At 74.0% G+C, this 26,674-nt stretch carries 21 protein-coding genes; 19 read left to right on the top strand and 2 right to left on the bottom strand.

The window, feature by feature from the left end; translation table 11 throughout:
• Positions 1-267: 267 nt before the first annotated feature.
• Positions 268-1,467 carry a YncE family protein gene (locus tag AMK31_RS07985; RefSeq protein WP_073939684.1) on the bottom strand — a complete coding sequence of 400 codons (1,200 nt, stop codon included), beginning with the start codon at positions 1,465-1,467 and terminating at the stop codon, positions 268-270.
• Positions 1,468-1,559: 92 nt separating this feature from the next.
• Here AMK31_RS07985 and AMK31_RS07980 point away from each other — a divergent pair, with 92 nt between their 5' ends.
• The 16 genes from AMK31_RS07980 to AMK31_RS07910 all read left to right on the top strand — a co-directional run bounded on the left by AMK31_RS07980 (position 1,560) and on the right by AMK31_RS07910 (position 20,550).
• A complete protein-coding gene (locus AMK31_RS07980; RefSeq protein ID WP_198948448.1) occupies positions 1,560-2,543 on the top strand; it encodes an ABC transporter substrate-binding protein in 984 nt (327 codons plus the stop codon).
• Positions 2,544-2,662: 119 nt separating this feature from the next.
• The gene (locus AMK31_RS07975; protein WP_241842577.1) at positions 2,663-3,697 is read left to right on the top strand and encodes a FecCD family ABC transporter permease; all 1,035 of its coding nucleotides are present in this window, start codon (positions 2,663-2,665) and stop codon (positions 3,695-3,697) included.
• Entirely contained in the window at positions 3,694-4,701 is a 1,008-nt protein-coding gene (locus AMK31_RS07970) for a FecCD family ABC transporter permease (RefSeq protein ID WP_073939683.1), read from the top strand. The genes AMK31_RS07975 and AMK31_RS07970 overlap by 4 nt, the downstream gene beginning before the upstream one ends.
• A gap of 19 nt (positions 4,702-4,720) precedes the next feature.
• Positions 4,721-5,524 carry an ABC transporter ATP-binding protein gene (locus AMK31_RS07965; protein WP_198948447.1) on the top strand — a complete coding sequence of 268 codons (804 nt, stop codon included), beginning with the start codon at positions 4,721-4,723 and terminating at the stop codon, positions 5,522-5,524.
• A gap of 75 nt (positions 5,525-5,599) precedes the next feature.
• Positions 5,600-5,713: a streptamidine family RiPP gene (amiA, locus tag AMK31_RS41405; protein ID WP_241270818.1), complete on the top strand. Its 114-nt coding sequence runs from the start codon at positions 5,600-5,602 to the stop codon at positions 5,711-5,713.
• A gap of 94 nt (positions 5,714-5,807) precedes the next feature.
• On the top strand, positions 5,808-6,662 hold the full coding sequence (locus AMK31_RS07960) for a hypothetical protein (RefSeq protein ID WP_073939682.1): 855 nt from the start codon (positions 5,808-5,810) through the stop codon (positions 6,660-6,662).
• On the top strand, positions 6,659-8,167 hold the full coding sequence (locus AMK31_RS07955) for a CocE/NonD family hydrolase (RefSeq protein ID WP_073939681.1): 1,509 nt from the start codon (positions 6,659-6,661) through the stop codon (positions 8,165-8,167). Before AMK31_RS07960 ends, AMK31_RS07955 begins: the two co-directional genes overlap by 4 nt.
• Positions 8,164-9,543, top strand: coding sequence for a YcaO-like family protein (locus tag AMK31_RS07950; RefSeq protein ID WP_073939680.1), 1,380 nt, complete (start codon positions 8,164-8,166; stop codon positions 9,541-9,543). Before AMK31_RS07955 ends, AMK31_RS07950 begins: the two co-directional genes overlap by 4 nt.
• A gap of 8 nt (positions 9,544-9,551) precedes the next feature.
• A complete protein-coding gene (locus AMK31_RS07945; protein ID WP_079186790.1) occupies positions 9,552-10,694 on the top strand; it encodes a hypothetical protein in 1,143 nt (380 codons plus the stop codon).
• Positions 10,691-12,430, top strand: a complete 1,740-nt coding sequence (locus AMK31_RS07940) for an ABC transporter ATP-binding protein/permease (protein ID WP_073939678.1) — start codon at positions 10,691-10,693, stop codon at positions 12,428-12,430. The genes AMK31_RS07945 and AMK31_RS07940 overlap by 4 nt, the downstream gene beginning before the upstream one ends.
• The gene (locus tag AMK31_RS07935) at positions 12,427-14,193 is read left to right on the top strand and encodes an ABC transporter ATP-binding protein (RefSeq protein ID WP_079186760.1); all 1,767 of its coding nucleotides are present in this window, start codon (positions 12,427-12,429) and stop codon (positions 14,191-14,193) included. The genes AMK31_RS07940 and AMK31_RS07935 overlap by 4 nt, the downstream gene beginning before the upstream one ends.
• A 158-nt stretch (positions 14,194-14,351) precedes the next feature.
• A complete protein-coding gene (locus AMK31_RS07930; protein WP_073939677.1) occupies positions 14,352-15,848 on the top strand; it encodes a Y4yA family PLP-dependent enzyme in 1,497 nt (498 codons plus the stop codon).
• On the top strand, positions 15,845-17,182 hold the full coding sequence (locus tag AMK31_RS07925; RefSeq protein ID WP_073939676.1) for a pyridoxal-phosphate dependent enzyme: 1,338 nt from the start codon (positions 15,845-15,847) through the stop codon (positions 17,180-17,182). The genes AMK31_RS07930 and AMK31_RS07925 overlap by 4 nt, the downstream gene beginning before the upstream one ends.
• Positions 17,179-18,405, top strand: a complete 1,227-nt coding sequence (locus AMK31_RS07920; protein ID WP_079186759.1) for an aminotransferase class V-fold PLP-dependent enzyme — start codon at positions 17,179-17,181, stop codon at positions 18,403-18,405. The genes AMK31_RS07925 and AMK31_RS07920 overlap by 4 nt, the downstream gene beginning before the upstream one ends.
• An 81-nt stretch (positions 18,406-18,486) precedes the next feature.
• A complete protein-coding gene (locus tag AMK31_RS07915; RefSeq protein ID WP_073939675.1) occupies positions 18,487-19,266 on the top strand; it encodes a class I SAM-dependent methyltransferase in 780 nt (259 codons plus the stop codon).
• A gap of 486 nt (positions 19,267-19,752) precedes the next feature.
• Positions 19,753-20,550, top strand: a complete 798-nt coding sequence (locus AMK31_RS07910) for a CAP domain-containing protein (RefSeq protein ID WP_073939674.1) — start codon at positions 19,753-19,755, stop codon at positions 20,548-20,550.
• A gap of 120 nt (positions 20,551-20,670) precedes the next feature.
• Here AMK31_RS07910 and AMK31_RS07905 read toward each other — a convergent pair whose 3' ends face one another.
• Positions 20,671-20,949 (bottom strand): winged helix-turn-helix transcriptional regulator, encoded by a 279-nt coding sequence (locus AMK31_RS07905; protein WP_079186758.1) that lies wholly within the window; start codon positions 20,947-20,949, stop codon positions 20,671-20,673.
• A gap of 216 nt (positions 20,950-21,165) precedes the next feature.
• Between AMK31_RS07905 and AMK31_RS07900 the strand changes: the two genes are divergently transcribed.
• The 3 genes from AMK31_RS07900 to AMK31_RS07890 all read left to right on the top strand — a co-directional run bounded on the left by AMK31_RS07900 (position 21,166) and on the right by AMK31_RS07890 (position 26,654).
• On the top strand, positions 21,166-22,359 hold the full coding sequence (locus AMK31_RS07900) for a carboxylate-amine ligase (RefSeq protein WP_073940107.1): 1,194 nt from the start codon (positions 21,166-21,168) through the stop codon (positions 22,357-22,359).
• A gap of 237 nt (positions 22,360-22,596) precedes the next feature.
• A complete protein-coding gene (locus tag AMK31_RS07895; RefSeq protein ID WP_073939673.1) occupies positions 22,597-24,381 on the top strand; it encodes an N-acetylglutaminylglutamine amidotransferase in 1,785 nt (594 codons plus the stop codon).
• The gene (locus AMK31_RS07890; RefSeq protein ID WP_073939672.1) at positions 24,378-26,654 is read left to right on the top strand and encodes a S9 family peptidase; all 2,277 of its coding nucleotides are present in this window, start codon (positions 24,378-24,380) and stop codon (positions 26,652-26,654) included. The genes AMK31_RS07895 and AMK31_RS07890 overlap by 4 nt, the downstream gene beginning before the upstream one ends.
• The last annotated feature ends 20 nt before the right edge of the window (positions 26,655-26,674 follow it).

Raw genomic sequence — 26,674 nt, 5'->3', positions numbered from 1 at the left:
TGGGTGAGTACGGCGAAGCCCGCGATGGGCATTCGGGGAACGGCAGGTGCGACCGGGAACGCGAACGCACCGCAGGCTGAGAGCAGGCGCCCGGACGGGGCAGCGGTCAGCGCGGTGTGGTGGGAAAGTGCTGGTCGGACGCCGGAGGAAGAAGTCAGCTCACGGCGGAACAGCCCGTGGTGGTGACACGCACGTAGTCGACGTGGCGGCGGGTCACGAGCACGGTCATGCAGTCAGGTAACCACATCGAGGCAGGCGCGCACCAGCTCACCGGCCCACGGGATCGCCCTCGGCACCGTCGTTCAGGCCGCGCAGCATCACATGGCCGCCGTGGTGCAGCGGCGTGCTCAACCGCGGACGGGCCGCCTCGTGCCCCGTCTCCGCGTCGACGATGTGCACTTCCCCGTGGCCGCCGCGAGTGACGGCGACCCAGTCGGAGCTGGGTGAGGCGGCCACCGCGCGGCGCTGGACTCCCTCCCACGGGGTGCCGCCGCGCCGGGGAGCGCCGTCCATGGCGGGCAGGGGGACGCGCCGGACACGGTCGTGGGCGCCCAGCAGGATCAGCTCGTCGCCGTCGGGGTGGATTCGGGTGAAGGCGGTGTGGCGCCGAGCGAGTGCCAGCCGGAAGACCAGGCCGGGCCCGAGGTCCGTGCGGAGCGTACGGCCCGCCTCCAGGTCGTGGCGCCACGCCTGGTTGGTCCATTCCGGCCAGCGCAGCGGGTCCGGGGCACCACCGCGCAGCGTGCTCCACAGCGTCCGCCGGTGTGCGTCGAGGCGCAGGTACCAGCCCCGGGCGGGCGACTCCCAGGGAATCACCGCCTCGGCCACGAGCCCGTCGCCCTCCCTTCGCGCCCGGTGCACTCCTTCGCCGGTCGCCGCGAACACCTGCCCTGAGCCCGGAGATTGTGCGTCGCCGTGTCCGTCGTGCGGCAGCGGCAGGATCGCGTGCGGGGTGACCGCGGGGCAGCCGGGCGGAGCCGCGAGGAGGTCCGCGAACCGGTGGACGGCCAGCGCCCCGGGTTCCCGGTGCCGCAGCACGACCAGCGGTTCGCCTCCGCCCAGCACCGTCACGCCCGGTTCGCCGACGCGCGTGCGTATGCGCGCGGCCTCTCCGGTGGCCAGGTCGACGACCGTCAGCAGGTCCGACCACGGTTCGGTGTTCCCGCCCAGGCCGGTCGTCACGGCCAGCAGGCGTCCCGAGGGGTCGGCGGCGAGGTGTTCGGCCGGCACGGCGACCGGGACCGCGCATTCGACGAGCCGGTCGCCGAAGGGGTCGAGGACGAGGAGTTCTCCCCGGCGGTCGTCGACGCAGGCCACCCGCCCTCCAGGCAGCGCCAGGAACCCGGCGTGCTCGGAGAGATGACGCCCCGTCAGGCGTCCCGTGACGGTTCCGTCCGGCACGGTCAGCACGTGTACGGAGCCGTCCATGTGGTCGGAGACGAGCAGTGCGAGGGCGTCGGTGGGCATGGGGTCCTCCAAGGGAGCCGTCAAGTGAATGTGAAAACGATTATCATGTATCTTCGGTGCGTTCCCGGTCCCTGAAAGAAGCGAGGGCATCGATGCTGCGCTCACCGTCGAGATTCGTCCGCACCTGGATCACCGCAGTGGTGGTGGGTTCCCTCCTGGCCGGCTGCGGCTCGTCGGCCGACGAGCCCGCCAGTGACGACCAGACCGCCAAGCCCGCCACCAAGACAGAGGTCACCGTCGAACCCATCAAGGCGGCGACGGAGCTGACCGACACGAACGGTGTCGAGGTCTCCCCCGACAAGGAGCCGAAGAGGATCGTCTGCCTCTTCGCGCTCTGCGACGACATCCTGACCGAACTCGGCATCGTCCCGACGGCCACCAACAGCGCGCTGCTCGCCCATCCCCGCTTCCTCGGGAAGGAGAAGGCCGGGCGGGTCGACGTCATACCCGGCGGGTTCATCGCCCCGGAGGTGGAGGCGATCCTGTCCCACAAGCCGGATCTGGTGATCGGCCTGGGGGACACCCACGGCAAGCTCGCCCCCGCCCTGAAGGGCGCCACCACGTTCTGGGCCATGCAGCCCGAGACGTGGGAGGACAGCGTCGGGTACCTGCGCGACGTCGCCGCGCTCACCGGCCGCACCGCCGAGGGGGAGAGGGCGGAGAAGGCCTTCCGTGCCAAGCTCGCCGAGGCCGAGCGGACGCCGAGCGGGAAGACCGCCCTCGTCATCTACGGCAGTGACGAGAACTTCGGCGTCGCCACCCCGGAGGCCGACGTGACGGCCAGCCTGTTCCCCAGGTTCTCCGACTACCCGTGGAAGTCCCGTGGCGTGGAGGGCAGTTACAGCCTCGAAGAAATCCTCGCCCAAGGCGTCGACGTGCTGTTCGTCGAGACGATGAGCTTCGGTGACGCGGACGGCAAGCTCTCGGAGAAGCTGGCCGAGAACCCGCTCTGGGGCAAGATCCCGGCAGTGCGGAACGGCGACGTCCACGAGGTGGACCCGGAGGTGTGGGCCAAGGGGCGCGGTACCCGTTCGCTGGGCATCGTGATCGACGAGGCCACGGCCGCACTGCGGTGAGGGCGCCCTTCTCGCGGCTTGCCGCGGCGGATCGCCCGGCGGCCGGAGTCCCGCGGCCCTCGCCTCTTGGGCGGGGGTGGCAACCACTCCTCGTCGTCGTGCTGTTGACCGTCTCGTCGGTGTGCGCACTGAGCCTCGGCACGCCCTGCGTCCCACCGCACCGGCTCGCCGCTGCCGTGCTGGACGGGGACACCACACTCGCCGGGATCGTCGTCACCGAACTCCGCGTGCCCCGGCTGGTCCTGGCCTTGATCGCCGGGTCTTGCCTGGGCGCGGCGGGGCTCGTGCTCCAGGAGGCGCTGCGCAATCCCCTGGCGGTGCCGGAGATGCTGGGTGTCTCGTCCGGGGCCGCGCTGGGCGTCGCCGCGCCACTGGTGCTGACCCTGTCGCTGCCCGCCGTCGTCCAGCCCCTGTCGGCCATCGGCGGGGCCGCGCTCGGGGGCGGGCTGACCCTGCTCGCCGCCGGGCTCGGACGCGGCCCGTCCGCGGTGCTGCTCACCGGCGCCGCCGTCGCCGCTGCGTTGCAGGCCGCGCTCCTCGTCCTCATGGTCATGGCCGACCAGCTCGACCTCCAGCTCATCTACCGTTACCTGCTGGGCTCCCTCTCCGCCCGGACCTGGGACGACGTCGCGGGGCTGTGGCCGTGGCTGCTGGTCGCGGCCCCCGCCCTCGTGCTGTGCGCGCCGGTGCTCTCGGTGATGCGGCTGGGCGACGAGGACGCCGAGGCGCTGGGTGTGCGCGCCCAGCGGGCACGCATGGCCGCGCTCGCCATCGCCGTGCTGCTGATCGCGCCTGTCACGGCTGTGTGCGGGCCCGTCGCGTGGGTGGGATTCCTCGCCCCGCACCTCGCCCGGTGGTTCAACCCCGCGACGGGGGCCGTGCGCTGGCTGCCGTGGTCCGCCGCCTGGGGTGCCGTCGTCGTGGCGGTCGCCGACGTCCCGGCCCGGCTGGCGCTGGCACCCGTGGAGACGCCGGCCGGCGCCTGGACGGCCTTGCTGGGGGTGCCGGCCGGGGTCGCTCTGATGCGGTCGGGCGGCCCAGGCGCGAAGGGTTCCACGCGGAAGCGCGCTCGTGGAGACGAGCCCGGGCTCCACGGTCCCAGGGGCGCCTCCCCGGCCCCCTCCGAGCCGACTGGAACGGAGGCCGCACGGTGAAGCGTCGTTTCGCCGCACTCGCGGCACTGGCCGTCGTGTGCGCCGGGCTGGAGCTGGTGGCGGGGCGCGGCATGTCCCCGGGCGTCGTCTGGGACGTCCTGGGCGGCGGTGGCGACATGACGGAACGCCACATCCTCCTCCGGCTCCGCCTGCCCAGAACGCTGGTGGCCCTGGGCGCGGGCGCCTGCCTCGCGGTGGCCGGGCTGGTCCTGCAGTCCGCGCTGCGCAATCCCCTCGCCGGACCTGAGGTGACGGGCGTGACGCCGGGGGCGGTCCTCGGGGCCGTCACCGCGACGGCTCTGGGGCTCGCCGGGTGGGACTCGCCCCTGGCCGTGGTCCTCGCCGCGTGCGCGGGCGGCTGCGCCGGAGCCGCGCTGCTGTGGCTGCTCGCCGGCCGTGGCCGTGGCGATCCCGCGCAGACCGCCGTGCACGGCGTGCTCGTGTCGGCGGTGCTCGGCGGGCTCACCGCCATGGTGCTCCTCGTGGAGCCGGGCGAACTCGGCAGCGTCGTCCAGTGGCTGTTGGGCACCACGGAGGGCCGGGTGTGGCAGCACTGGCACCTGCTGTGGCCGTGGGCGCTCGTCTGGGGCGCCGCGGCCTGGCTGCTGGCCGGCCCGCTGACCCTGCTGCGCTGCGGGGACGACATCGCCCTCGCCGCCGGGCTCTCCGCGCGGCGGGCCCGGACCCTGGCCCTGTCGTGCGCGGTGGCGCTGACGGCGGGCGCGGTGGCGGCCGTAGGGGCGCTGGGCTTCGTGGGGTTGCTCGTCCCGCACCTGGCCGTGGCCCTCTTCGGCGCGGACCTGCGGGTGAGCCTGCCCGGCGCGGCCCTGGTGGGCGCGGTCGTGGTGTGCGGGGCGGACGCCGTGGCCCAGCTGTCCTCGCGGCTGCTGGCCGCGGCGCTGGACTCCGCACGCCTCACTCTGCCGGTCGGGGCGCTCACCGCCTGCCTCGGTGCGGCGCTGCTGCTGGTCGTCGTGCGCCGCACGCCGAGCCGTTCGTTCTGAAGTCGACGGAGGACAGATCATGAGCGAGTCCGTGGGGATCCACGTCGAGGGGGTCCACTTCGGCTACCCCGCACGACCCGTGCTGCGGGGCGTCGACATGACCGTCGGGCCGGGCGAACTGACCGCTCTCATAGGCCTGAACGGCTGCGGCAAGTCGACCCTGCTGCGGCTGGCCGCCGGGCTGCTGCGGCCCGATCGAGGGCGCGTGCTGCTCGGCGGGGACGACCTCGCCGCGCTCTCCCGGCGCGCCACGGCCCGAAGAGTGGCGCTGCTGCACCAGTCCGCGCCCGCCGTACCGGGTATGACGGTGCGTCACCTGGTGCGGCAGGGGCGTTACGCGGCGCGTGGCCCGCTGGGCATGCTGCGCGAGGGCGACGACCCCGTCGTGCACCGGGCGCTGCGCGACGTCGGGGTGGAGCAGTGGGCCGACCGTGACGTCGACGCGCTCTCCGGAGGTGAACGGCAGCGCGTGCGGCTCGCGATGGCGCTCGCCCAGGACACCCGCGTCCTGCTGCTCGACGAGCCGACCACCTACCTGGACCTGCACCACCAGCTCGACGTGCTGCAGACGGTGGTCCGTCTGCGCGAGGAACGCGGGCTGACCGTGGTGATGGTGCTGCACGACCTGGCCCACGCCGCCCGGTTCGCCGAGCGCGTCGTCGCCCTGCGCGACGGCCGGGTGGTGGCCGACGGAACGCCGAAGGAGGTCGTCACGCCGGGGTTGCTGGCGGACGTGCTGAAGGTGGCCGGCCGGGTCGGCCGGGATCCCGAGGGGGGCTGGCCGGTGTGTTACCCAGATCACCCTCTCCCCGCTGGAATATGAAAATCATATTCATTAGTGCCTTCAGTGCGGCGATCGACCGAACGCCGCATCTCCCCGTAGAAAAAAGGAGAGTTCATGGACAACGAGCAGGTCTTCGCGCCGATCGCCGACCCGGGTCAGCTGGCTCACGACTCGGCTTCCCACTCCAACGCCCTCGTCGAGAACCCGTTCGAGGACACCGAGGAGTAAGCGAGGGCACAGCACCCTCGACCGTGGGCCCGCCCGTTGCCTTCCGGGCGGGCCCGCACCCGTCCCAGGCCCCGTTCGTCTCAGGAGGATCGTCGTGTTCCGCAGCCGGCTCGTACCCGGTGTCGAAGTCGTCACCGTGCCCGGGCGGGGCCTAGCCGTCCGAACCGCGGACGGGGAGTTCCTCAGCGTCAGGACGCAAGACGCGGACCAGGACTCCCTGCTCGCCCTGCTCTCCGGCGGTACCGCCGCCCCACTGGACGAGGAACTCGGCCGCGTCGTAGGGGCCTTCGAGCAGGCCGGCTACCTGATGGACGAGCCGCAGCACGTGGAGTGGCCCGCCGCCCGCCGGGACGTCCGGCTCCTGGGAGCCCCGGCACTGACCGAACCGCTGGCCGCGCACCTGACCGCACTGGGCGCCGAGCCGCGAACGACTCCGGCCGTGACCGCTTCCGACCCGTCACCGGGGAAGATCGAGGATCTGGTCGACGGAGACCCCGCCGCCGTCGTGTGGTGCCTCGACGGACCCGTACCCGACGGCCTGTGGGAGGCCGCCGACCGGCTGCCCGAGCACGGGGTCGCCTGGCTGCGCTGCCACCGCGAGGGCTGGCAGGCGTATGTCGAACCCCTCGCCGCCGCCCCCGGAGACGTCACCGCCGCCCACATCCGGGCTCGCCGACTCGCCGCCACCCCCGCCCACCGCGAGCTCGCCGCCTACTGGAGCGGGCCCCGCACCTCCGGAGCACCGGTCAGGCTCACCGTGCCCGCCGCCGCGCTGCTCGCGGCTCTGCTCGCCGACGACCTCGGCCGGTGGGCCACCGGCGCCCCCGACCCGGCCGGCCTCCCGGCCCGGCGGCGGCTCCGACGCGTGGACCTGCGCACGCTGACCGTCACCGAACACCCCGTCCTCCCGGTGCCCGACGTCGCACCGATGCCGAGGAAGGACCGATGAGCTCCATCGCCGAGGAAGCACCGACGACCTCCATCGGCGCGGCCGTCGAAGGCCTCGCCACGGACGTCCGCCTCCCCGGCGGCGACGGCCCCTTCCCCGCCGTACTCCTGCGCACCCCCTACGACCGTGCCCGGCACCGGGCCGAGGCGCGCGGCTGGGCCCGCCGGGGTCTCGCCGCCGTCGTCCAGGACGTGCGGGGGCGGTTCGGCTCGCCGGGGGAGTGGCAGCCGTACCGGCACGAGACCGCCGACGGGACGGCGACGGCCCGCTGGATCAGGCGGCAGCCCTGGAGCGACGGACGGCTCGTCGCCGTCGGCGCCTCCTACGCCGCCCACTGCGCCCTCGTCCTCGCTCTCGAAGCGCCCGGCGACGCCCGCCCGGACGCCGTCATCGCCGCCGTACCCGCCCTGGGAGTCGCCGAGACGGCGCGTGAACCCTCCGGCGTGGAACGGCTGCTGGCCCGCGCGGGCTGGTGGGCCGCCCACGGCGACCGACGGGACTCCGACGAGAGCGCGCTGGGCAAGGCCCTCGCCGCCGACCCGGGGCTGCTCACCCATCTGCCGCTCACCGGCCTTCCCGAGCGGCTGGGCCGGGATCTGCCCTCCTGGGCGGGCCTGTGGCGGCATCGCGACCGCGGCCGGCTCGTGTCGCGGGCGGCGCACGCCACGATGCCCCTGCTCGCGGTGGGCGGCCACCACGACCACTTCACCGAGGACACCGTCGCGCTGTGGCACGCCTGGGGCGGGCCCTCGGCACGGCTGCTGCTGGGCCCCTGGGGGCACAGCCTCGTCGCCGCGCCCGGAACCGACGCGGGGCCCGCCCACCGGGTGAACCTCGGCGACCTGTACGTACGCTGGGCCCACCGCGCCCTGACCGGCGAGCTCGCCCCGGGCCGCCACGGCGCGCTGGCGCTGGGCGGCGGCGACCTGTGGCTGCCCGCCGGCACCGACGGCGAGCCCCGCACGCAGCGGCTGCGGCTGCTGCACGGCGCCGACTTCACCGCCGACCCCGACCGGCCCGTCCGCTCCGACGACCTGACCGTCCCCACCGGCGGACGCCCCGACCGCTGCCTGCTGGCCGGCCCGCCGTTGCCGCGCCCGCTCGACGTCGTCGGATCGGCGCGGGTACGGCTGCGGGCCACCGCCGACACCCCGTCCGCCGACTGGGCTGCCCGGCTCGTCGCCCTCACACCCGAAGGCACCGCCGATCGACTCGCCGTCGGCGTCCTGCGACGCGAGCAACCGGCGGACCGGGAGAGCGAGTTCACCATCGAGCTCGGCCGGATCGCGCGCCGGCTGCCGGCCGGCACACGGCTGCGCCTGGAGATCGCCGGACACCACTTCCCGGCCCACGCCCGCAACCCCCACACCGGTGACGACCCGACGACCACCGCCCGGCTGCTCGCGTCCCGGCGGCAAGTCGACCCGGAGAGCGTGGCGTTGAGGCTTCCCGTGCTCCCTTCCCGTCCCACGTCCACCGAGCCCGCCAAGGAGATCCTGCGATGACGGCGCTGCCGCTGGAAGCACTCGTCGACCCCGTCTGCGGCATCGTCCGCAAGGTGAAGCCCGTAGAACACCCCGCTGGCGCACCGCCGCGCTACACCGCGCTCACCGCCGAGATATCCGACGCCCGCAGACTCGGTCTGTGGCCCGCCGACCGGGTCTCCCTGGGCACCACCTTCGGCGACCCCGAGCAGGCCCGTGTCGCCGCGATAGCCGAGGGGGTGGAAAGGTACTGCGGCAACCGCGTGCCGCCGCCCGGCCACCCCGACGCCCCCCTGCGCGCCACCGCGGCCGAACTGGCCGAGAAGGGCCTGCGGCTCTACGGCCCCGACGACCTGCCCGCCTACGCGCAGTGGCAGTACACCCGCGAGAAGTTTCCTTACCGCCGCCTCACCGCCGACACCCCGGCCCTCTGGACGCGGGGTACGGAGCGGCTGCCCGGCGGACGGACGGAGGAGGTCTGGGCGCCCGTCGCCCTCACCCACCTCAACTGGCGCCAGGGCGACCTGCGCGAGCTGCCTCGCACCCACCACCTCAACTACGCGGGCATCGCCACCGGGCGGGGCCTCGAAGACGCCGTCGAACGCGCCCTGCTGGAGATCGTCGAACGCGACGCCCTGGAACTGTGGTGGCACCTCGACGGACCGGCCCGCGGCATCGACCCGGCCAGCGTGCCCGGCCTCGAGGACGACCTGGCCGGATCCGCGCTCGATGTCCACCTCGTCGAAATGCCCTCGGAGTTCGCCCCCTGCATGGCCGCGCTCGTCCACGACCCGCGCCTCGGCCTGTACGCGGCCGGTTTCGCCTGCAAGTACGACCCGGCCGAGGCCGCCCGCAAAGCGGTTCTCGAAGCCGTCCACACCTGGGTCTTCACCCAGGGCCTCACCGACTCCGACGGCTGGGTCTTCCAGGCCGTCGAGGCCGGGCTGCTCGCCCGCGGACTCTACCTGGAGCACCGCGCCGACGGCCGCTATCTCGACGCGTGCGGCCCGCGGTTCGAGCATGTGCGGGACCTGGGCGCGCATGTCCAGGTGTGGCTGGACGAACGGATGGCGGCCGAGGCCCGCCGCTTCACCGACCCCGCCCACGGGACCGTGCCGGTCGACGCGGTCGAGCCCGGCAACCGGGAACGGCTGGAGAGCGCGCTGCACACGGGCGGCCACCGTGTCATGACGTTCGACCTCACCACCGAGGACGTCGCCGAGACAGCCCTGCGCGTCGCCCGGGTCCTCGTCTCCGGGCTCCTCCCCAACGCCCCCGCCGCCTTCGGCTACTTCGGCTGCCCGCGGCTCGCCGAGGCCGCCGTCCGACGGGGCTGGCGTACGACCGCGCCCACCGCGCCGGAGGACTTCACGCTGGCGCCTCCGCCGCACATGTGAGGGCCGCCGTGGAACACGCCCGTCAGGACCACCCGTCGGATCTCACCGCCGCGCTCGCCCGCGCCCGCACCTCCGAGCCTCCCGGCCCCGGCACACCCGCCGGACCCGCCGTCCCCGCCTGGCCGCGGCCACCGCGCCCGATACCGGCGGCCGGCCCGGCCGACCTCGATCTGCACGCCCTGCTGCGCCTCTCCCTGGCCGCCTCGGACGGCTCCGGGCGGCTGCGGCCCGCATCCTCCGCCGGTGCCCTGCACCCGGTGGACACCGAACTCGTCGTGGGCACCGGCTGCTCCCTGCCGCCGGGCCGCTACGGCTACGACCCACTGCGCCACCGCGTCCACCACCTCGGCCCGCCACCCGACGGCACGCCACCGGGCGTGACCGCCGAACTCTCCGTCACCGCACGCCGCACGGTCTCCCACTACGGCCACCGCGCCTGGCCCCTGCTGCTCCTGGACACCGGCCACGCCGCCGCGGCGCTCTGCCTCGCGTCCCGCGCACTCGCCACGGGCAAGCCCGAGCCACGGCTGGACGGACTCGCGGAGAACCCGCTCGCCGCCGTACACATCCCTCCGCGCGGCCCGGTGCGCGGGCCCGGCGGTGCACCACGCCCCCGGCCGTCGGCGAGCGCGCCCACCCCCGAGGAGCTGCTGGCCCGCCGCAGCGCCCCGCCACCGCTGCCGGGCACCCCACCCCCGGACGCGCTGCGGGCGGTCCTCGCCACCGCCGCACGGGCGGGCGGTGGCGACCTGCGCTGGTGCGCCGCCGTCGGCCCGCCACGGCCCGGCCTGACGGAACTGTCGACCGAGGGCACGACACTGCGCCGGCGCGCCGCCGGGGACGCCCGGCCGACGCTCGCGGCCTGGGCCGCGGGCCAGGCGTGGATCGCCGACGCGGGCGCCGTCCTCCTCGCCCACGGCTGCCCCGCGGACGCCGACGCGCCGCACATCCGCCGCACCCACCTGCGGGCCGGATTCGCCGTCCACCTGGCCCACGTCACCGCCCTGCGCCACGGGCTGGCCGCCCGGCCCGTCGGCTCCTGGCAGCGGGCCGACCTGGGCGCCGCGCTGGGCGCCGCGCCGGGCCGGGACTGGATCGTCCACGCCCTGGCCCTCGGCACCCGCCACGCCGACGAGGAGAACACCACGTGATCGTCCACCCCGAACTGCGCCGCGCCGCCCTGCGCGCACGGCGCCCCCTGCTCACCGCCACCGTCCTCCAGGGCGCCGTCACCCTCACCCACCTGTCGCAGGCCGCACTGCTGGCCGTCGCGCTCGCCGACCTGGCCCGCGGCGCCACCGGCCGGCTCCCGTGGCTGCTCGGCGCGGTGCTCGCCGTCGTCGCCGCCCGCGCCGGCCTCGCCATGGCGCAGCGGCGCACCGCCACCCGTGCCGGAGCCCGGGTCAGGGTGGACCTGCGCGACGAACTCGTCGCCCACCTCGGACAGTTGGGCCCCGCACATCTGACCACCGCGCGCGCCGGGGCGGTACGCACCACCCTCGTCGACGGGGTGGAGGGCGTCGACGCGTACGTCTCCCGCTACCTGCCCCAGCTCCTGATCACCCTCACCGTGCCGCCCCTGGTGCTCGCCGCCGTCGCCGCGGTCGAACCCGCGGCCCTCCTCGGTCTCGTCCCCGCCCTGCTGCTCGCCCTGGCCGGGCCGCGCGCCTGGGACCGGCTCCTGGCCGCACGGGGCAAGGAGCACTGGGACACCTACGAAGGACTCGGCGCCGACTACCTGGAGGCCCTGCAGGGCATGCCCGCCCTGCGTGCCGCCGGCGCGGTCGGCCGCACCCGTGAACGCCTGGAGCGGCGCTCGGCGGCGCTGCACCGGGCGACCGTCGCCAAACTGCGGGTGTCCCTGGTCGACACCGGCATCACCGACCTCGCCGTCCAGGGCGGCACCGCCGCCGCCGCGCTCCTCGCCTCCTGGTCGGCCGCCACCGGCTCCACCACGGCGACCGGCACCTACCTGGTGCTGCTGCTGGCCTCCGAGTGCTTCCGCCCCGTCCGCGACCTGGCCCGCGAGTGGCACGCCGGCTACCTGGGCGTGTCGGCCGCGGACGGGATCGCGGCACTGCGCACCGCCGAGCCCGCCGTCCAGGACACCGGACCGGCCCCCGCGCGCTGGGCGGTACCACCCGCCGTGGGTTTCCGGAACGTCACCTTCACGTACGACGGCGCACCGGAGCCCGCCCTCCACGGCGTCTCCTTCACCGCGCAGGCGGGACGCACCACCGCGATCGTCGGCCCGTCCGGCGCGGGCAAGTCGACGCTCCTCGCCCTGCTCCTGCGCCATCACGACCCGCAGGACGGCCGGATCACCCTCGACGGGCGCCCCACGACCGAGTACGCGCTCGAATCGCTGCGGCAGGGCATCGCCGTGGTCTCCCAGGAGACGTACCTCTTCCACGCCACCATCGCCGACAACCTGCGCATGGCCCGCCCGGACGCGACCGACGACGACCTGACGCGCGCGGCCCGCGTCGCCGGCATCCACGACGAGATCACCGCCCTCCCCGACGGCTACGCCACCCTCCTCGGCGAACGCGGCGCCACCCTGTCCGGCGGGCAGCGCCAGCGGCTCGCCCTCGCCCGGGCCCTGCTCGCGGACGCGCCGGTGCTCGTCCTCGACGAGGCCACCAGTTCGGTGGACGAACGCCGGGAGGCGGACATCGTCCGGGAACTGCTGAACGCCGCGAGCGGCCGGACCGTCCTGGTGGTCGCCCACCGGCTCGCCGCCGTCCGGCACGCCGACCGCATCGTCGTCCTCGACGCGGGACGGGTGGACGCCGTCGGAGACCACGCCGAACTGGTCGCAGCCGGTGGCGTCTACGCGCGACTCGTCGAGGCCGGCCACGCCCACCGAGGAGAACTCGCCGCATGAGCAGCGCCACCGACACCGCCACCACCGCCGGCACCGACACGGGCGTGCCCGGCCGGGGCACACTGCGCGCTCTGCTCCCCGCCCTCGCCGGGCACCGCGCCATGACGGCCCGCACCTGCGCCGCCGCCGTCCTCGAACACGGCTCCCTCGTCGCGCTGGTGACGCTGGCCGCGCACACCGTGGGCACGGCCGTCATCGAAGGGCACACCCCCTCGGCCGGCACCGCCACCGCACTCGTCGCCCTCGTCCTCGTACGCGCCCTGACGACCTGGCGCGAGATGGACCTGTCACACGACCTGGCCTACCGGGTCCTGGCCGCGCTGCGCGTACGCGTCTTCGACGGACTCGCCCGCAGCGCACCCGCCCGTGTCGCCGGCCGGCGCAGCGGCGACCTGGCCGCCACCGCCATGGCCGACGTGGAGGCGCTGGAGTTCTTCTACGCCCACACCACCGCCCAACTCCTGGCTGCCGCGACGGTTTTCACCGGCGGCACCGCGGTCCTCGCCACGGTGGAGCCCTGGCTGGCGGCGGCCGTGCTGCCGGTCGCCGCGCTGCTCGCCGCGGCCCCCTTCGCCGACGCGCGCGGACGCGCGGCGCGCGGCGGCCGCATCCGGACGGCCGTCGCGAGGCTGTCGGCCGACACGGTGGAGACCGTCGACGGGCTGCGCGAACTGCTCGCCTTCGGCGCCCTGGCCGCACGACGCCGCCGACTGGCGCGCAGGGGACGGGAGGTGGGCGACGCCCAGCGTGCCGAGGCCGTGCGGGAAGCGGTCGCCGCCGCGGTCCGCGACCTCCTCATCGTGGCCGCCGTCCTCGGCGTGGTGGCCGCTGCGGCCCAGTCCGTGACCTCCGGCCGGCTGCACGGCGCGTGGGCCCCGGCGGCGATGGCGCTCGCCCTGTCCGTCCTCGGTCCGGTCGCGGAGTCGGCCCGTGCCCTGAGCCAGGCCGTGACGCTGCGCGCCGCCGCCTCCCGCGTCGACGCGGCCGTCAAGGCTCCCGCGCTCGCCCCGCCACCCGCCGCACCGCGCCCGCTGCCCCCCGGCCCGCTGGGGGTGCGGCTGCACCGGGTGAGGTTCGACTACGGGGGCGGCCCCGTACTGGACGGCGTCGAGCTGACCGTCCGGGCGGGGCAGACGCTGGCTCTCGTGGGCGCCTCGGGCGCCGGGAAATCGACCTGCGCGCACCTGCTGGCCCGCTTCTGGGACCCGTCGGAGGGAGCGGTCCAGCTCATTCCCGCCGACGGCGATCCCGTCGACGTACGCGACATCGGCGACGCGGAACTGCGGCGTGCCGTCGCACTGGTGGGCCAGGAGACGCCCCTCTTCCACGGCACCCTCGCCGAGAACCTGCGGCTCGCCGCACCCGACGCGGACGACGACCTGCTCGCCGCGACGGCCCGCCTGTGCGGTGTCGACCGGATCGCCCCGATGGACACCCTCGTCGGTGAGCGCGGATCCACCCTGTCCGGCGGCCAGCGGGCCCGTATCGCCCTCGCCCGCGCGCTGCTCGCCCGGCCCAGAGTCCTCGTACTGGACGAGTCCACCGCCCACTTGGACAACGCCAGTGACGCCCGAATCGCGGCCGCGCTGCGGGAGGAGGGCCGCACCACGATCGTCATCGCCCACCGCCGCGCCACCATCCGCCGCGCCGACCGCATCGCCGTCCTCGAAGCCGGCCGCATCACGGAGGAGGGCACCTGGGAGGAGCTCACCGGACGCCCCGGCAGCGCACTCAACCGCAGCCTCGCCCACATCACCTCGTGAACAACTCGGCCTGCACGCCGGTCTGTTCAGAAGGTGACAAGCAGCGGCGGCACACCGGCCAGGGGCGCGGCGAGGCTTAGCGGCGGGTGTAGTGGGAAACGACTATTCCCGAACGATTGTCGCAACGATGGTCGGTCGACGCCGGGAGGGGCCCTTACGTGGACGCGCCCTTGTATCTGAGGCCGAGGGCGGGTCCGCCGCTCGCCTCACTGCTGGAGGCACAGCCGTTCCTGCACTCGCTCGTCGACGCGCTGGGATCGCCGCTCAACGTGCTGCTCCCCGAGGCCGCCGCCGAGAACACCGCGCGCTTCCGCGCCGTCTACCGCCGTCACCGCCTCGCCGGACGCGTGTACTTCGCGCACAAGGCGAACCGGTCCAGTGCCCTGCTGCGCAGACTGGCGGCGGAGGACGTCGCCTCCGTCGGCGTCGACGTCGCCTCCCTGGAGGAACTGCGGCACGCGCTGAGCTGCGGCTTCACCGGGGACCGGATCATGGCCACCGGCCCCAAGGACGCCGAGTTCCTGTGGCTGGCGGCGCGGGTGGGCGCGACGGTGAACCTGGACTCGCCCGGCGAGCTGGAACGGCTCGCCGGCCTGGTGCGCACCCACGGTCTCGGCCGCGTCGACGTACTGGTCCGCCTGTCCGGATTCGAGTCGGCCGCCGGCCTCGGGGGAGCGGGCACCCGGATGCTCTCCCGGCGCAGCCGCTTCGGCACCCCCGTGCACGAGGCGCGGACGATGCTGTCCGCTCTCGAACAGCACACGGACGCCGTGGACTTGACCGGTGTCGCCTACCACCTGGACACCACCGGCGTGGAGGAGAAGACGCGGGCGCTCGAACAGTGCGTGCTGTTCATGGACGAGTGCCGGGCGCGCGGCCTCGCGCCGCGTGCCGTAGACATCGGCGGCGGATTCGGCGTCGGGTACGTCGACGACGCGGGGGAGTGGGAGCGCTGGACCACCGCCCTGAGCGAGGCGGTGCTGGGCCGGCGCCCGCCTCTGACGTGGCGCGGCCACGGCTACGGGCTGCGCAACGAGGGCGGCACGGTACGCGGAGCCGCCGCGCTGTACCCCGCCCACCGTCCGACCGCCGGCCCCGGCTACCTCGACGAACTGCTGTCGACGCCCGCACCGGTCCTGGGCCGGCCCACGGCGAACCTCCTCCTCGAACACCTCCACGACCTCCACATCGAACCTGGCCGCTCCCTGGTCGACCAGTGCGGGCTGACGCTGGCGCGCGTGCTCGACGTACGGCCCGCGGGCACGGAACCCGGGCAGCACCTGGTGCGTCTCGGCATGAACGCGGGCGACATGAGCCTCGAGGAACACGGCGTCCTCGTGGACCCCGTGCTGCTGCCGCGCGGAGCGCCGGACACGCGCGACGAGGCACCGGCCGGCGTCTTCCTCGCCGGGAATCTCTGCCTGGAAGGCGACCTCATCACGCGACGCCTGGTCCACCTCCCACAGCTGCCGCGCGCGGGAGACCTGCTGGCTTTCGTCAACACCGCCGGATACGCCATGGACTTCCACGCCCACCACGCGCAGCGGCAGCCGGTCGCGCGAACGGTCGCGGTGGAACAGGAGGGCACGACCTGGCGCTGGTGCCTGGACGAGGACTACTGGCCGATCACACCCTTGGGGGGAACACCCGCATGAGGTACGACAGCATCACGGAGGCCATCGGCAACACACCTCTGGTGCGTATCGACCCCGCCGTGCACGGGCTGCGCAACATCGACCTCTACGCCAAGCTGGAGATGCTCAACCCGTTCGGGTCCGTGAAGGACCGGCCCGCCTGGCACATGGCCCGGCCCCACCTGGAGGCCGCCGCCGGCACCGACGGGACGGTCGTGGAACTGTCCAGCGGCAACACCGCCAAGGCCCTAGCCCTGATGGCAGGGCTGCACGGACTGAAATTCAAGAGCGTCACCAACCGTATGCGCGTCCCCGAGATCAAGGAACTGCTCCTGCTGCTCGGCGCCGAGATCGAGGAACTTCCCGGGCGCAGCGAATGCCTCGACCCGACCGACACCGACGACCCGCTGACCCACTTCCACCAGGCGCTCTCCGACCCGGACAGCACCTATCTGCACACCGACCAGTACTTCAACCCGCGCAACGTCGAGGCGCACGCCATGGGCACCGGCCCCGAGATCGTCAAGGACCTCGACGGGCGGGTGCCCGACTGGTTCGTCGCCTGCGTCGGCACCGCCGGTTCGTCGACCGGCGTCGCCCGGGTCCTGCGCGAACACGATCCCGAGGTGCGGGTCCTCGGCCTGGTCTCCCACAAGTCCGACTTCATCCCCGGTATCCGCACGATCGACGAGGTCCACCAGGTCGGCCTGTTCGACCCGGCGACGTACGACACCATCGAGTCGGTGACCTCCGACGAGGCCATCGACGGCATGATCACCCTCATCCGGCGCTGCGGACTGCTGTCGGGACCGACCGGAGGCGCCGCCTACCAGGGGGCCGTCCGGCATCTTCGCGGGCCCGACGCGGAGTTGCAGGGCACCGGGCAGCGCCGCACGGCGGTCTTCATCGTGTGCGACCGCGCCGAGAGCTATCTGAGTTACGTGCGTCAGCGCCGCCCGGAACTGCTGGGCCGGGCGAGCCGGGGCCACGCGCCCTCCCACCTCACCGACGCCGAGATCCGCGCCGAGGCCCGCGCCGTGGACACCGTCGACGCCCGGCGCTGGATCGAGGCGGGCGAACCGCGGCCGCTCGTCGTCGACCTGCGCAGCCCGCACGCCTACGCCGCCCTGCACATCCAGGGCTCGGTCAACATCGTCGACGAACTGTTCGAAGAACTGCTCCGCGGCGGACTGCCCTTCAGCAAGCACACCCCCGTGCTGCTCGCCTGCCCCGTCGGAGAGAAGTCGCTGCGGTACGCCGCTGCGCTGACCCGGATGGGCCACCCCGACGTCCGCAGCCTGGCCGGCGGGATCGTCGCCTGGCGGGACGCGGGCGCACCGCTGGTGCGCGAGTGAGCGCCGCGCAGCCGCTGCCCGGGACGGACGGGGACAAGGACCTGCTCTGGCAGCGGGAGCTGAGGGAGCAGTTCCCGATCGTCGAAGCCCATCCCGAACTGGCGTACCTCGACAGTGCGGCGACGTCCCAGAAGCCGCGCGCCGTACTGGACGCCGTCCAGACCTATCTCACGACGTCCAACGCCAACGCGGGCCGGGGGACCTACCCCTGGGCCAACCGGACCACGGAGCTGGTGGAATCGACCCGGGAACGGGTCAAGGAGTTCCTTCGCGATCCCCGGCCGGACCGCTCCGGCGTCCACTTCACCAGCGGCACCACCGAGGGCCTGCGCACCGTCGCCCGCGACTGGCTCGTCCCGTACCTGGACGACGGGGACGAGATCCTCGTGCCGTACGCCGACCACCGGGCCAATCTGGACCCCTGGCTGGAGGCCCGGCGGCTGCTCGCCGAACGCGGCATCGGCGTCCGCGTGCGCGCGATGCCGTACCAGGCGGCCTCCGGCGACTACGACCACCGGGCCCTCGGTGAGGCCGTCGGTCCCCGGACGCGCTTCGTGGCCGCGACCCACGTCCACCACGTCTACGGCGGCGACATGAACGTGCACCGCATCCGCGCAGCGGTCGGCCCGGACGTGCCGATCTGCCTGGACGCGGCGCAGAGCGTCGGCCACCTGCCCGTCCGCCTCGACGATCCGTCGCTGGACGTCGACTTCGTGGTCTTCTCCGGGCACAAGGCGATGGCCCTGCCCGGCTCGGGCGCGGTCTGGGCGCGCAACGCGCGGGGGCCCGAGTTCCGGCCCGGAGGCTGGCAGGGCACGCCCAACACGGTGGGCATCGTGTCCCTCCGGGCCGCGCTCGACTGGCTCGACGCGGCCGGACCGGAGCGGATCGCGCGCTGGACGGCCGCTCTCACCACCCGGCTGACCGACCGGCTGCGGCACCTCGGCCCGTACGAGATCCTCGGCTGTCAGGCCGGCCTGGCGGCCGGTTCAACGCTCCCGGAGTCGCAGCGCAGGCAGGGCATCGTCACCTTCCGGCACCACGACATCCCCTCCGACGACCTGGGCTTCATCCTCTTCAGCCACGGCTTCATGGTGCGGGCCGACAGCCTCTGCCAGGCCGGCGCCGACGAACGGGCCGGGTCGGTACGAGTGAGTTTGCATGTGTACAACACGGTGGAGGAGATCGATCGCCTGCTGACCGTCCTCGCCTCCTTGACCTGAAGGGCAACTGATAACCGTTTCCACCTGTAGATTCGTCTGAGCCCCACGAACGCACGAGAGACGGATGAGGTGGCGCAGGCGATGGGCGTGAGCATGGCGACGGCCAGGGCGTGGGTGGAGCGCTGGGAACGCCAGCAGGAGCGGTACGCGGTGGACCGCGAGGAGCGGTTCACCGTGATCGCGGACGTCGTCGAGCACACCACGGCCGGCCGCGCCCGGCCGCTCCTGCTCGACCTGGGGTGCGGCCCCGGCTCCCTGGCCGCCAGGCTCGCCACGCGCTTCCCGGACGCCGAGATCGTCGCCGCCGACATGGACCCCCTGTTGCTCGAACTGGGGCGCACCCACTACGCCGACGCCGCACGCTTCGTCGACACCGTCATCGGGGAGGAGGGCTGGACCGACGCCCTCGCGCTGGAGCGCCCCCTGGACGCCGCCGTCTCGACGACCGCCCTGCACTACCTGCCCGAGCCGGCCCTGCTGCGCACGTACCGCGGCCTCGCGTCCCTGCTCCGCCCCGGCGGCGTCCTCGTCAACGGCGACCACTTCCCGCCGGACGCGGCACCGTGCGCGGACCTCACCGCCCATGTGGGCCGCCGCCGGGCGCAGCGCACCGGCGGCCACCCCCGGGAGGACTGGCGGTCCTGGTGGGACGCCGCATCCCGGGACCCGGAACTCGCCGACCTCTTCGACGAGCGCGAACGGCGTCGGCCGGCCCATGGGGCGACCGGTGGCGACGAACGCGTGACGGTGCGCCGCCACGCCGAGCTGCTGCGCCGCGCGGGCTTCAGTCATGTCGCGCCGGTCTGGCAGTTCGGCGACAGCGCCGTACTGGTCGCGGTCATGGCCGCGGGCACACCGTGAGCTGAGGCCTCGAAGAGCCGGACCGGGTCGGCCGGGCGGGCTGCAGCCGCCCCAGGCCCCCGATCCGGAAGCGGAGGAAATGGTTCCGTGACATCCGTCACAAGAGCTCCAGGTAATGACCCTGCCGGATAGTAGATGCCGCCGTAGCGACATATGAGACTTGTCCGATTTGATGCCGACGTAGTTCGCATCAGATCGGACGGACGCGACACGCACCCGGCATCTTCGCTCGTTGTTCGCTACTGCAAGGTTTCTGACGGGGCGCCGGAAAAGCGGCGTGCCCGTGAACGCCGCCCCAGCACACCGCCACGCGCCTGGCAAGGGTGGTCGGCACTACGAGGCGAGGTAGTACGAGAGGCCCTTTGCCCTGCCGACGCGAGCCTCCTAAGAATGGCGGTCCGCAGGACGTCTCCGCAGCTCAGGAGCGGAGTCTGCGCAGAGCAAGCCGTACCAGGGGCGCTCCGCGAATACCGAGTGAGGTCTCGCATGGGCAAGCATCGTAAGAAGAGGATCAACCGGCGAATAGCCATCGCCGCCCTCGCCGTGAGCACTGTGGCCGTTCCGTCGGTGGCCATGGCGTGCGGCGACTGGGAGAACAGCGAAGGAGACCAGCTCCGCAACGCCGCGCAGACCGCGGCCGGCGACCGGTGGGACGACGCCGACGACGCGTGGTGGAAGGACGAGGACCGGCACGACCGCTGGAAGGGCCACCGCAAGGACAGCGAGCCCAGCACGGCACCGTCGCAGACCGCGACCCCCTCGGCGAGCACTCCGGCGCCCGCCGCGCCGAAGCCCGAGGCGACCGCGCCCAGCGCCCCCAAGACCACCACCGCTCCCAGCACCCCGAAGCCCCCCGCCTCGGCGACCCCCTCCACGCCGAGCGCCCCGCAGGCCGCCCCCACGGCGTCCGGGGCCGTCGCCCAGGTCGTGGAACTCGTCAACGCCGAGCGCGCCAAGGCCGGTTGCTCGCCGCTGAAGGTGAACGCGACCCTGACCAAGGCCGCGCAGGCGCACAGTGCGGACATGGCGGCCCACCAGAACATGTCGCACACCGGTTCCGACGGGTCCTCCCCGGGCGACCGGATCACGCGCGCCGGTTACAACTGGAGCACCTACGGCGAGAACGTCGCCTACGGCTACTCCACCCCGGAGAAGGTCATGGCCGGCTGGATGTCCAGCCCGGGCCACAAGGCCAACATCCTGAAGTGCGAGTTCAAGGAGATCGGCGTCGGCCTCGCCCAGCCCGGCAACTACTGGACACAGGACTTCGGCACCGCCCGCTGAGCCCACCGCGACACGCGAAGGGGGCGGCCCGCACGGACCGGTGCGGGCCGCCCCCTTTCGTCCACGGAACCGGCGTGGCCTGCGACGGCCTGGTGACGAGCCGGCCGGCGACGGCGCCGTTCAGTGCTCGGGCATCCCGGTCGCCCGCCGCCACCCGGCCAGTTCGTCGATGATCGGGAGTACGGAGCAGCCGCGCCGGGTCAGCCGGCAGCGCACCCGGGGCGCGGAACCGCCGACGTCGTGGACCGTGCGGTCGACCATGCGCGTGTGGACCAGGCGGTGCAGGGTCCGGTCCAGGGGCTTGTTCTCCGCCATGCCCGTCGAGCGGGCCAGGTCGTTGTGGTAGCGCGGTCCCTCGGCGAGCTGGACGAGGACGGCGAACACCCGTTTTCCCGACAGGACCCGCGCCGTCTCGTAGGCGTCCTGGAAGTGCGCCCCGGGAGAACGCCGCGCAGTAAAGCCCCGCCCGCCGCTCCGCCCCCGCCCCGACGTGCCAGGTCACGCGGTGCGGGGGCTTACGTGTCCGCGGTCTGGGAACTCTGAGCACACCACAGCGCCGCATCCGTGCAGTCCGGGTCCCCTCGGGGCAGGCGCTCCGGATCGTTTGGAGTGACCGTGACCGTTCGTATCGGGGTGGAGGAAGAGTTCCACGTCCTGGAGGTCGAGAGCGGAGTGCTCGTACCCCGCGCCGACGCGATCCTGCGACGGCTGCCCCAGCGGGCTTTCACAACCGAGCTGCACCAGTCCACGGTGGAATCGAACAGCGGAGTGCACGCGTCCCTGCACAGCCTGTACGCGGACCTCACCGGCGCCAGACGGAGGCTGGACGCGGCCGCCTCCTCGCTGGGGCTGGCCGTGGTCGCCGCCGGTACGGCCCCGCTGGCCCCCGGGGTCTCGGCCGCCCCCACCGCCGACGCGCGCTACCGCCACATGACCGAGGAGTACCGCCGGGTCGCCGACGAGCAGCTCATCTGCGGTGCCCAGGTCCACGTGGACGTGCCCGACCGCGACACCGCGGTGCGCGCCATGTGCGAGATCTCGCCCTGGCTGCCGGTGCTCCTGGCGATCTCGGCCAGCTCGCCGTTCTGGCAGGGCACCGACACGGGGTACGCCAGCTGGCGCTCCCTGCTGTGGCAGCGCTGGCCCACCGCGGGGCCGGCCGGCTGCTTCTCCGGCGCGGACGAGTACGACGCGGCGGTGGACGACTTCGTGCGGGCCGGGATCATCAGCGACCCGGGGATGATCTACTACGACGTCCGCCCCTCCGACCACCTGCCCACGCTGGAACTGCGCATCTGCGATGCCTGCCCGCGCGTGGAGACCGTCGTGCTCGTCGCCGGACTCTTCCGCGCCCTCGTGACCGAGGCCGGGGAACGGCTTCGCGTGCGCGGTGCCCCGCGCTGCGGGGGCCGGCACGAGTGGCTGCGGGGCGCGTCGTGGCGCGCCGCCCGCTCGGGGCTCGAAGGCACACTCGTGGATCCCGAGACCCACCGGGAGGCACCCGCGCGCCAGGTCGTACGGAAACTGCTCTTCCGGCTGCGGCGCGCGCTGGAGGCCCACGGGGACTGGGAGACCGTGCGGGCGCTGACGGAGATGGCGCTCGCCGACGGAAGCGCGGCCCGGCGGATGCGCCGGGCCGCCCAGCGGGAGGACCTGCTGGGCTGTGTCGACATGCTGATCGCCGAGACCCGCGGCGAACGCGCCCAGCGCAGGACGGCGGCGCCGGGCCGCGGACTCACCCCGGCCGTCGTCCCCGGGGGATCGCGCTCGTCCGCCGGCCGTGGGGCGCGGAAAGTCATGGGCCCCTGACATGGGGTGGATGTGATGCGGCCGATCGCGGGTACCGCAACGCCGGCGCATCGCGTCGACCGGGGTGCGGCCGCCTGCGCGGCACCGCGGTCACCACCGTCCGACATATGTCCTGTCCCAGTGCAGAAAGGTTTTGTCAATGTCTCGCGGCACCACCCAGGACCTCGTTCGAGGACGCGCGCCGGCACTCCCGTCCCGGCACGTCGAGCCCGGAGCGCGTGAGGGGGGTGAGGCGTCATGTGCGGTCTGAGCGGGGAGATCCGCTTCGACGGCCGGCGGCCCGACCTCGCCGCCGTCGAACGCATGGCCGATCAGCTTGCCGCCCGCGGACCCGACGGGCAGGGCGCCTGGACGCGGGGCGCGGTCGCGCTGGGACACCGGCGACTGAAGATCATCGACCTGTCGGACCGGGGAGCCCAGCCGATGACGGACGCCCGCGGGGAGGTCACCGGCGTCTTCAACGGCTGCGTGTACAACTACCCGGAGCTGCGGGAAGAGCTGCGGAGCCTCGGCCACCGCTTCCAGTCCACGTCGGACACCGAGGTGGTGCTCAACGCCTACCTGGAGTGGGGAACCGACTGCGTCGACCACTTCCGCGGCATGTTCGCCTTCGCGATCGCCGAGCACCGGACCGGTCGAGTCGTCCTCGCCCGGGACCGGCTCGGGATCAAGCCCCTGTACCTGGCGCGCACACCGGACCGGCTGCGGTTCGCGTCCACGCTGCCGGCCCTCCTCGCCGCCGGAGACGTGGACACCTCACTCGACCCGGTCGCCCTCCACCAGTACCTGAGCTGGCACGCCACGGTCGCCGCGCCGCGCACCGTCCTCAACGGGGTGCGCAAGCTGCCCCCGGCCACCGTGCGGGTCGTCGAACCGGACGGCACCCACCGGGACCACCGCTACTGGCAGCCGTCGTACACCCGCCGGCCCGAGTACGCCGACATCGGCGCGGACGAATGGCGCGACGCGGTGCTGGACGCCCTGCGCACGGCCGTGCGCCGCCGCATGGTGTCCGACGTACCGGTCGGTGTCCTGCTCTCCGGCGGCCTCGACTCCAGCCTCATCGTCGCGCTGCTCGCCGACGAGGGACAGCGGGACCTGATGACGTTCAGCGTCGGGTTCGAGGCGGAGGGCGGCGAGAAGGGCGACGAGTTCCAGTACTCCGACCTGGTGGCCCGCGAGTTCGACACCGATCACCGCCGGCTGATGATCCCCTCCACCCGGGTCTCCAGCGCCCTGGACGCGGCCGTCGCGGCGATGAGCGAGCCGATGATCAGCCACGACGTGGTCGCCTTCCACCTGCTGTCCGAGCAGGTGTCCAAGGAGGTGAAGGTCGTACAGAGCGGACAGGGCGCCGACGAGATCTTCGCCGGCTACCACTGGTACCCACGGCTGGCGGACGTCTCCCGCGAGGGCGCGGCGGAACGCTACGCCGAGACGTACTTCGACCGTCCGCACGCCGACCTCGCCCGCATCCTGCAGCCGGACCTGCTGACGTCGGACGACGTCTCGGGACGCTTCGTCCGCGATCACATGGCGGTACCGGGGGCGGACACCGCGCTGGACGCGGCGCTTCGGCTGGACACGCACGTCATGCTCGTCGACGACCCCGTCAAGCGCGTCGACAACATGACCATGGCCTGGGGCCTGGAGGCCCGGGTGCCCTTCCTCGACCACGAACTCGTGGAGCTGGCGGCGGCCTGCCCGCCGGAACTCAAACTGGCCGACGGCGGCAAGGGCGTGCTGAAGGAGGCGGGCCGCAAGCTCCTCCCCTTGGAGGTCGTCGACCGGCCCAAGGGCTACTTCCCGGTGCCGGCCGTCCGGCACATGGCCGGCCCCGTCCTGGCCCGGGTGCGCGAGGCACTGGAGGCACCCGAGGCGAAGCGACGCGGACTGTTCCAGGAACCGTACGTGGCCGAGCTCCTCGCCGCCCCCGACGAGCACCGCACCAGGCGAGGCGCGAACGCCCTGTGGCAGATGGCTTTGCTGGAGATATGGCTGCAGACCCACGGAATCAAGTGACCGACGACCGGGGCACGCGCGCGACGGTGCACGGCCCGTCGCCTGTCGTCACCCCTCTGCGGACCGTCGGTACGGCCCCCGCGCAGCGCACGGACAGCCGCACGGGGGACGCGCTCGGTGCCGCCGGCGCGGCCGCACCGGCGCCGGTGGCGCTGCCCGAGGCGGGCGGCCCGCGAGACGCCGTCACCCGGCTGCGTGCCCACGGCTGCTGGTACCCCTCCGCCGACGCCGACGGCGCCGAGACGGCGTTCATCTGCGACCGCAGCGGAGTTCCCCAGCTGTGGGCCGGGCCCGTCGGCAGCGACGAGGTGCGGCTGCTCGACTCCTCACCCGATCCCGTCAAAGAGGTGTCCTGGTCGCCGGACGGCCGCTGGATCGCGTACACCACCGCGCCCGGCGGCGGGGAGCACTCACGGGTGCTGTGCGTACGCCCCGACGGCACCGGCCGCCGCATCCTGGCCGGGGCCGATCCGGCGAGTTCCGCCTACCTGGGGTGCTGGGCGCACGACAGCTCGTCCGTCGCCGTCACCGTCGCCGCACCGGCCACCGCGGGGCACGCGGGCAACGTCGGGTACGGGGGCGGCGCCGGGTATGGAGGGAGCGCCGGGTACGGGGGCAGCGCCGGGTACGCCCCGGTGGCCCTCGGCCCCGCCGACGGCCGGCTTGCCGACACCCGTCTGCCCGCCGGCTGGGCGGAGCGCGACGGGCACGCGACGCTCCTCGGCCCCGCCGCGTACGACGCGGCACCGGTGCCCGAGCCGGGCGGACCACCCGCGACCGCGACAGCGGCGGCCGGACCGGCGGCCCGCCCAGACGGAGGCCTGTCGGTCTACCTCATCGACCCCGACGGCCTGGCGTCCCCCGTCCTGCTCACCACCGAGACACACGCCGCCTCCCTGCGAGCCTGCGACCTCAGCCACGACGGCGGTCTCGTCCTGCTGCGCAGGGGACCGCGCGGACGGCGGGAAGCCGTCGTCCGGCGCACCGCCGACTCGGCGACCACCTTCGCCATGCCGGTCGCCGACGGCGACCCGTGGATCGGCCGGTTCTCCCCCGACGGGCGGACACTGTGGCTGCGCAGCAACGCCGACCGCGAGTACGCGGCGCTGTTCGCGGTCGCCCTGGACGCCGACGGCATGCCCCACGGCGTGTCCGTCGCGGCGGAACGCGAGAACACCGACCTCGAACTGCTGGCGCTGGCCCAGGACGGCCGCACGGCCGCCCTGGCGTGGAACGTGCAGGGCGCGAGCGAGCTGGAACTCGTCGAGACCTTCCCGACCGGGCAGGCCCCCGACCGCACGGGCCCCGCACGGCCCCTTCCCCTGCCCCACGAAGTCGTCACACGCGTGACGGCCGCCGGCACCGGGCGCCTGCTGCTCGCGCTGTCCGGGTCACAGCGCCGGCCGGGAATCTGGTGGGCCCCCGAAGGCGTGTCCCTGCTCCGCACTCCCTGGTCCTCCCAGGACGAGGACGCCGTCCCGCCGGGCCGCCCGCCGGTGCGCCCCGTCCCGCTGCGCCTCACCGCCCGGGACGGCCTGCCGCTGAGCGGCTGGTACTACAGGGCTCCGGGCCGCGCCCCCGACGAACCGGCACCCTGTGTCATCCACCTGCACGGCGGCCCCGAGGAACAGGAGCGCCCTGTGTTCCACCCGCTCTACCACGAGCTGGTCGGGCGGGGCCTGGACATCTTCGCCCCCGACGTCCGCGGCTCCCTGGGACACGGCCGTTCCTTCGTCGACGCCGACCTGGGCGCGGGCCGTTTCGCGGCGATCGAGGACGTCGCGGACTGCGCGGCCCACGCGGTCACGGCGGGCCCCGCCGATCCGACACGGCTCGCCGTCATGGGGCGCTCGTACGGCGGCTATCTGACGTTCGCCTCCCTGGTGTGGCACCCGGACCTGTTCCGCACCGGGGTCGCCGTCTGCGGCATGTCGGACTTCCTGACCTTCTTCGCCGGTACGGAGCCCTGGATCGCGGAGTCGGCGGCGCACAAGTACGGCCACCCGGAGCGCGACCGGGACCTGCTGCGCGCCCTGTCACCGATGAACCGCATCGACGCCCTGCGCGTCCCGCTGCTCGCCGTGCACGGCGAACACGACACCAACGTGCCGCCGGGGGAGTCCGAGCAGTTCGTACGAGCCGCCCGCGAACGGGGCGTGCGCGCGGAACTCCTGACCCTGCGCGACGAGGGCCACGACTTCCTCCGCGCGGAGAACCGGCGACTGTTCCGCCGGGCCGCGGCGGACTGGATGGAACGGCAACTCCACCTCTGAACGGCCGCCCCGTTACGGGA

The organism is Streptomyces sp. TSRI0107 (assembly GCF_001905845.1).
In the GTDB taxonomy this organism is placed as follows: domain Bacteria; phylum Actinomycetota; class Actinomycetes; order Streptomycetales; family Streptomycetaceae; genus Streptomyces.
Note: the sequence above shows the minus strand (reverse complement) of the source record. Positions and strands in the feature narration are given on the sequence as shown.

Excerpts from the sequence above, each read along its gene's own strand:
- AMK31_RS07910 (WP_073939674.1), top strand. The coding sequence starts at position 19,753 with ATGGGCAAGCATCGTAAGAAGAGGATCAACCGGCGAATAGCCATCGCC.
- amiA (WP_241270818.1), top strand. The coding sequence starts at position 5,600 with ATGGACAACGAGCAGGTCTTCGCGCCGATCGCCGACCCGGGTCAGCTG.
- AMK31_RS07955 (WP_073939681.1), top strand. The coding sequence starts at position 6,659 with ATGAGCTCCATCGCCGAGGAAGCACCGACGACCTCCATCGGCGCGGCC.
- AMK31_RS07935 (WP_079186760.1), top strand. The coding sequence starts at position 12,427 with ATGAGCAGCGCCACCGACACCGCCACCACCGCCGGCACCGACACGGGC.
- AMK31_RS07985 (WP_073939684.1), bottom strand. The coding sequence starts at position 1,467 with ATGCCCACCGACGCCCTCGCACTGCTCGTCTCCGACCACATGGACGGC.
- AMK31_RS07915 (WP_073939675.1), top strand. The coding sequence starts at position 18,487 with ATGGGCGTGAGCATGGCGACGGCCAGGGCGTGGGTGGAGCGCTGGGAA.
- AMK31_RS07950 (WP_073939680.1), top strand. The coding sequence starts at position 8,164 with ATGACGGCGCTGCCGCTGGAAGCACTCGTCGACCCCGTCTGCGGCATC.
- AMK31_RS07895 (WP_073939673.1), top strand. The coding sequence starts at position 22,597 with ATGTGCGGTCTGAGCGGGGAGATCCGCTTCGACGGCCGGCGGCCCGAC.
- AMK31_RS07980 (WP_198948448.1), top strand. The coding sequence starts at position 1,560 with ATGCTGCGCTCACCGTCGAGATTCGTCCGCACCTGGATCACCGCAGTG.
- AMK31_RS07965 (WP_198948447.1), top strand. The coding sequence starts at position 4,721 with ATGAGCGAGTCCGTGGGGATCCACGTCGAGGGGGTCCACTTCGGCTAC.
- AMK31_RS07925 (WP_073939676.1), top strand. The coding sequence starts at position 15,845 with ATGAGGTACGACAGCATCACGGAGGCCATCGGCAACACACCTCTGGTG.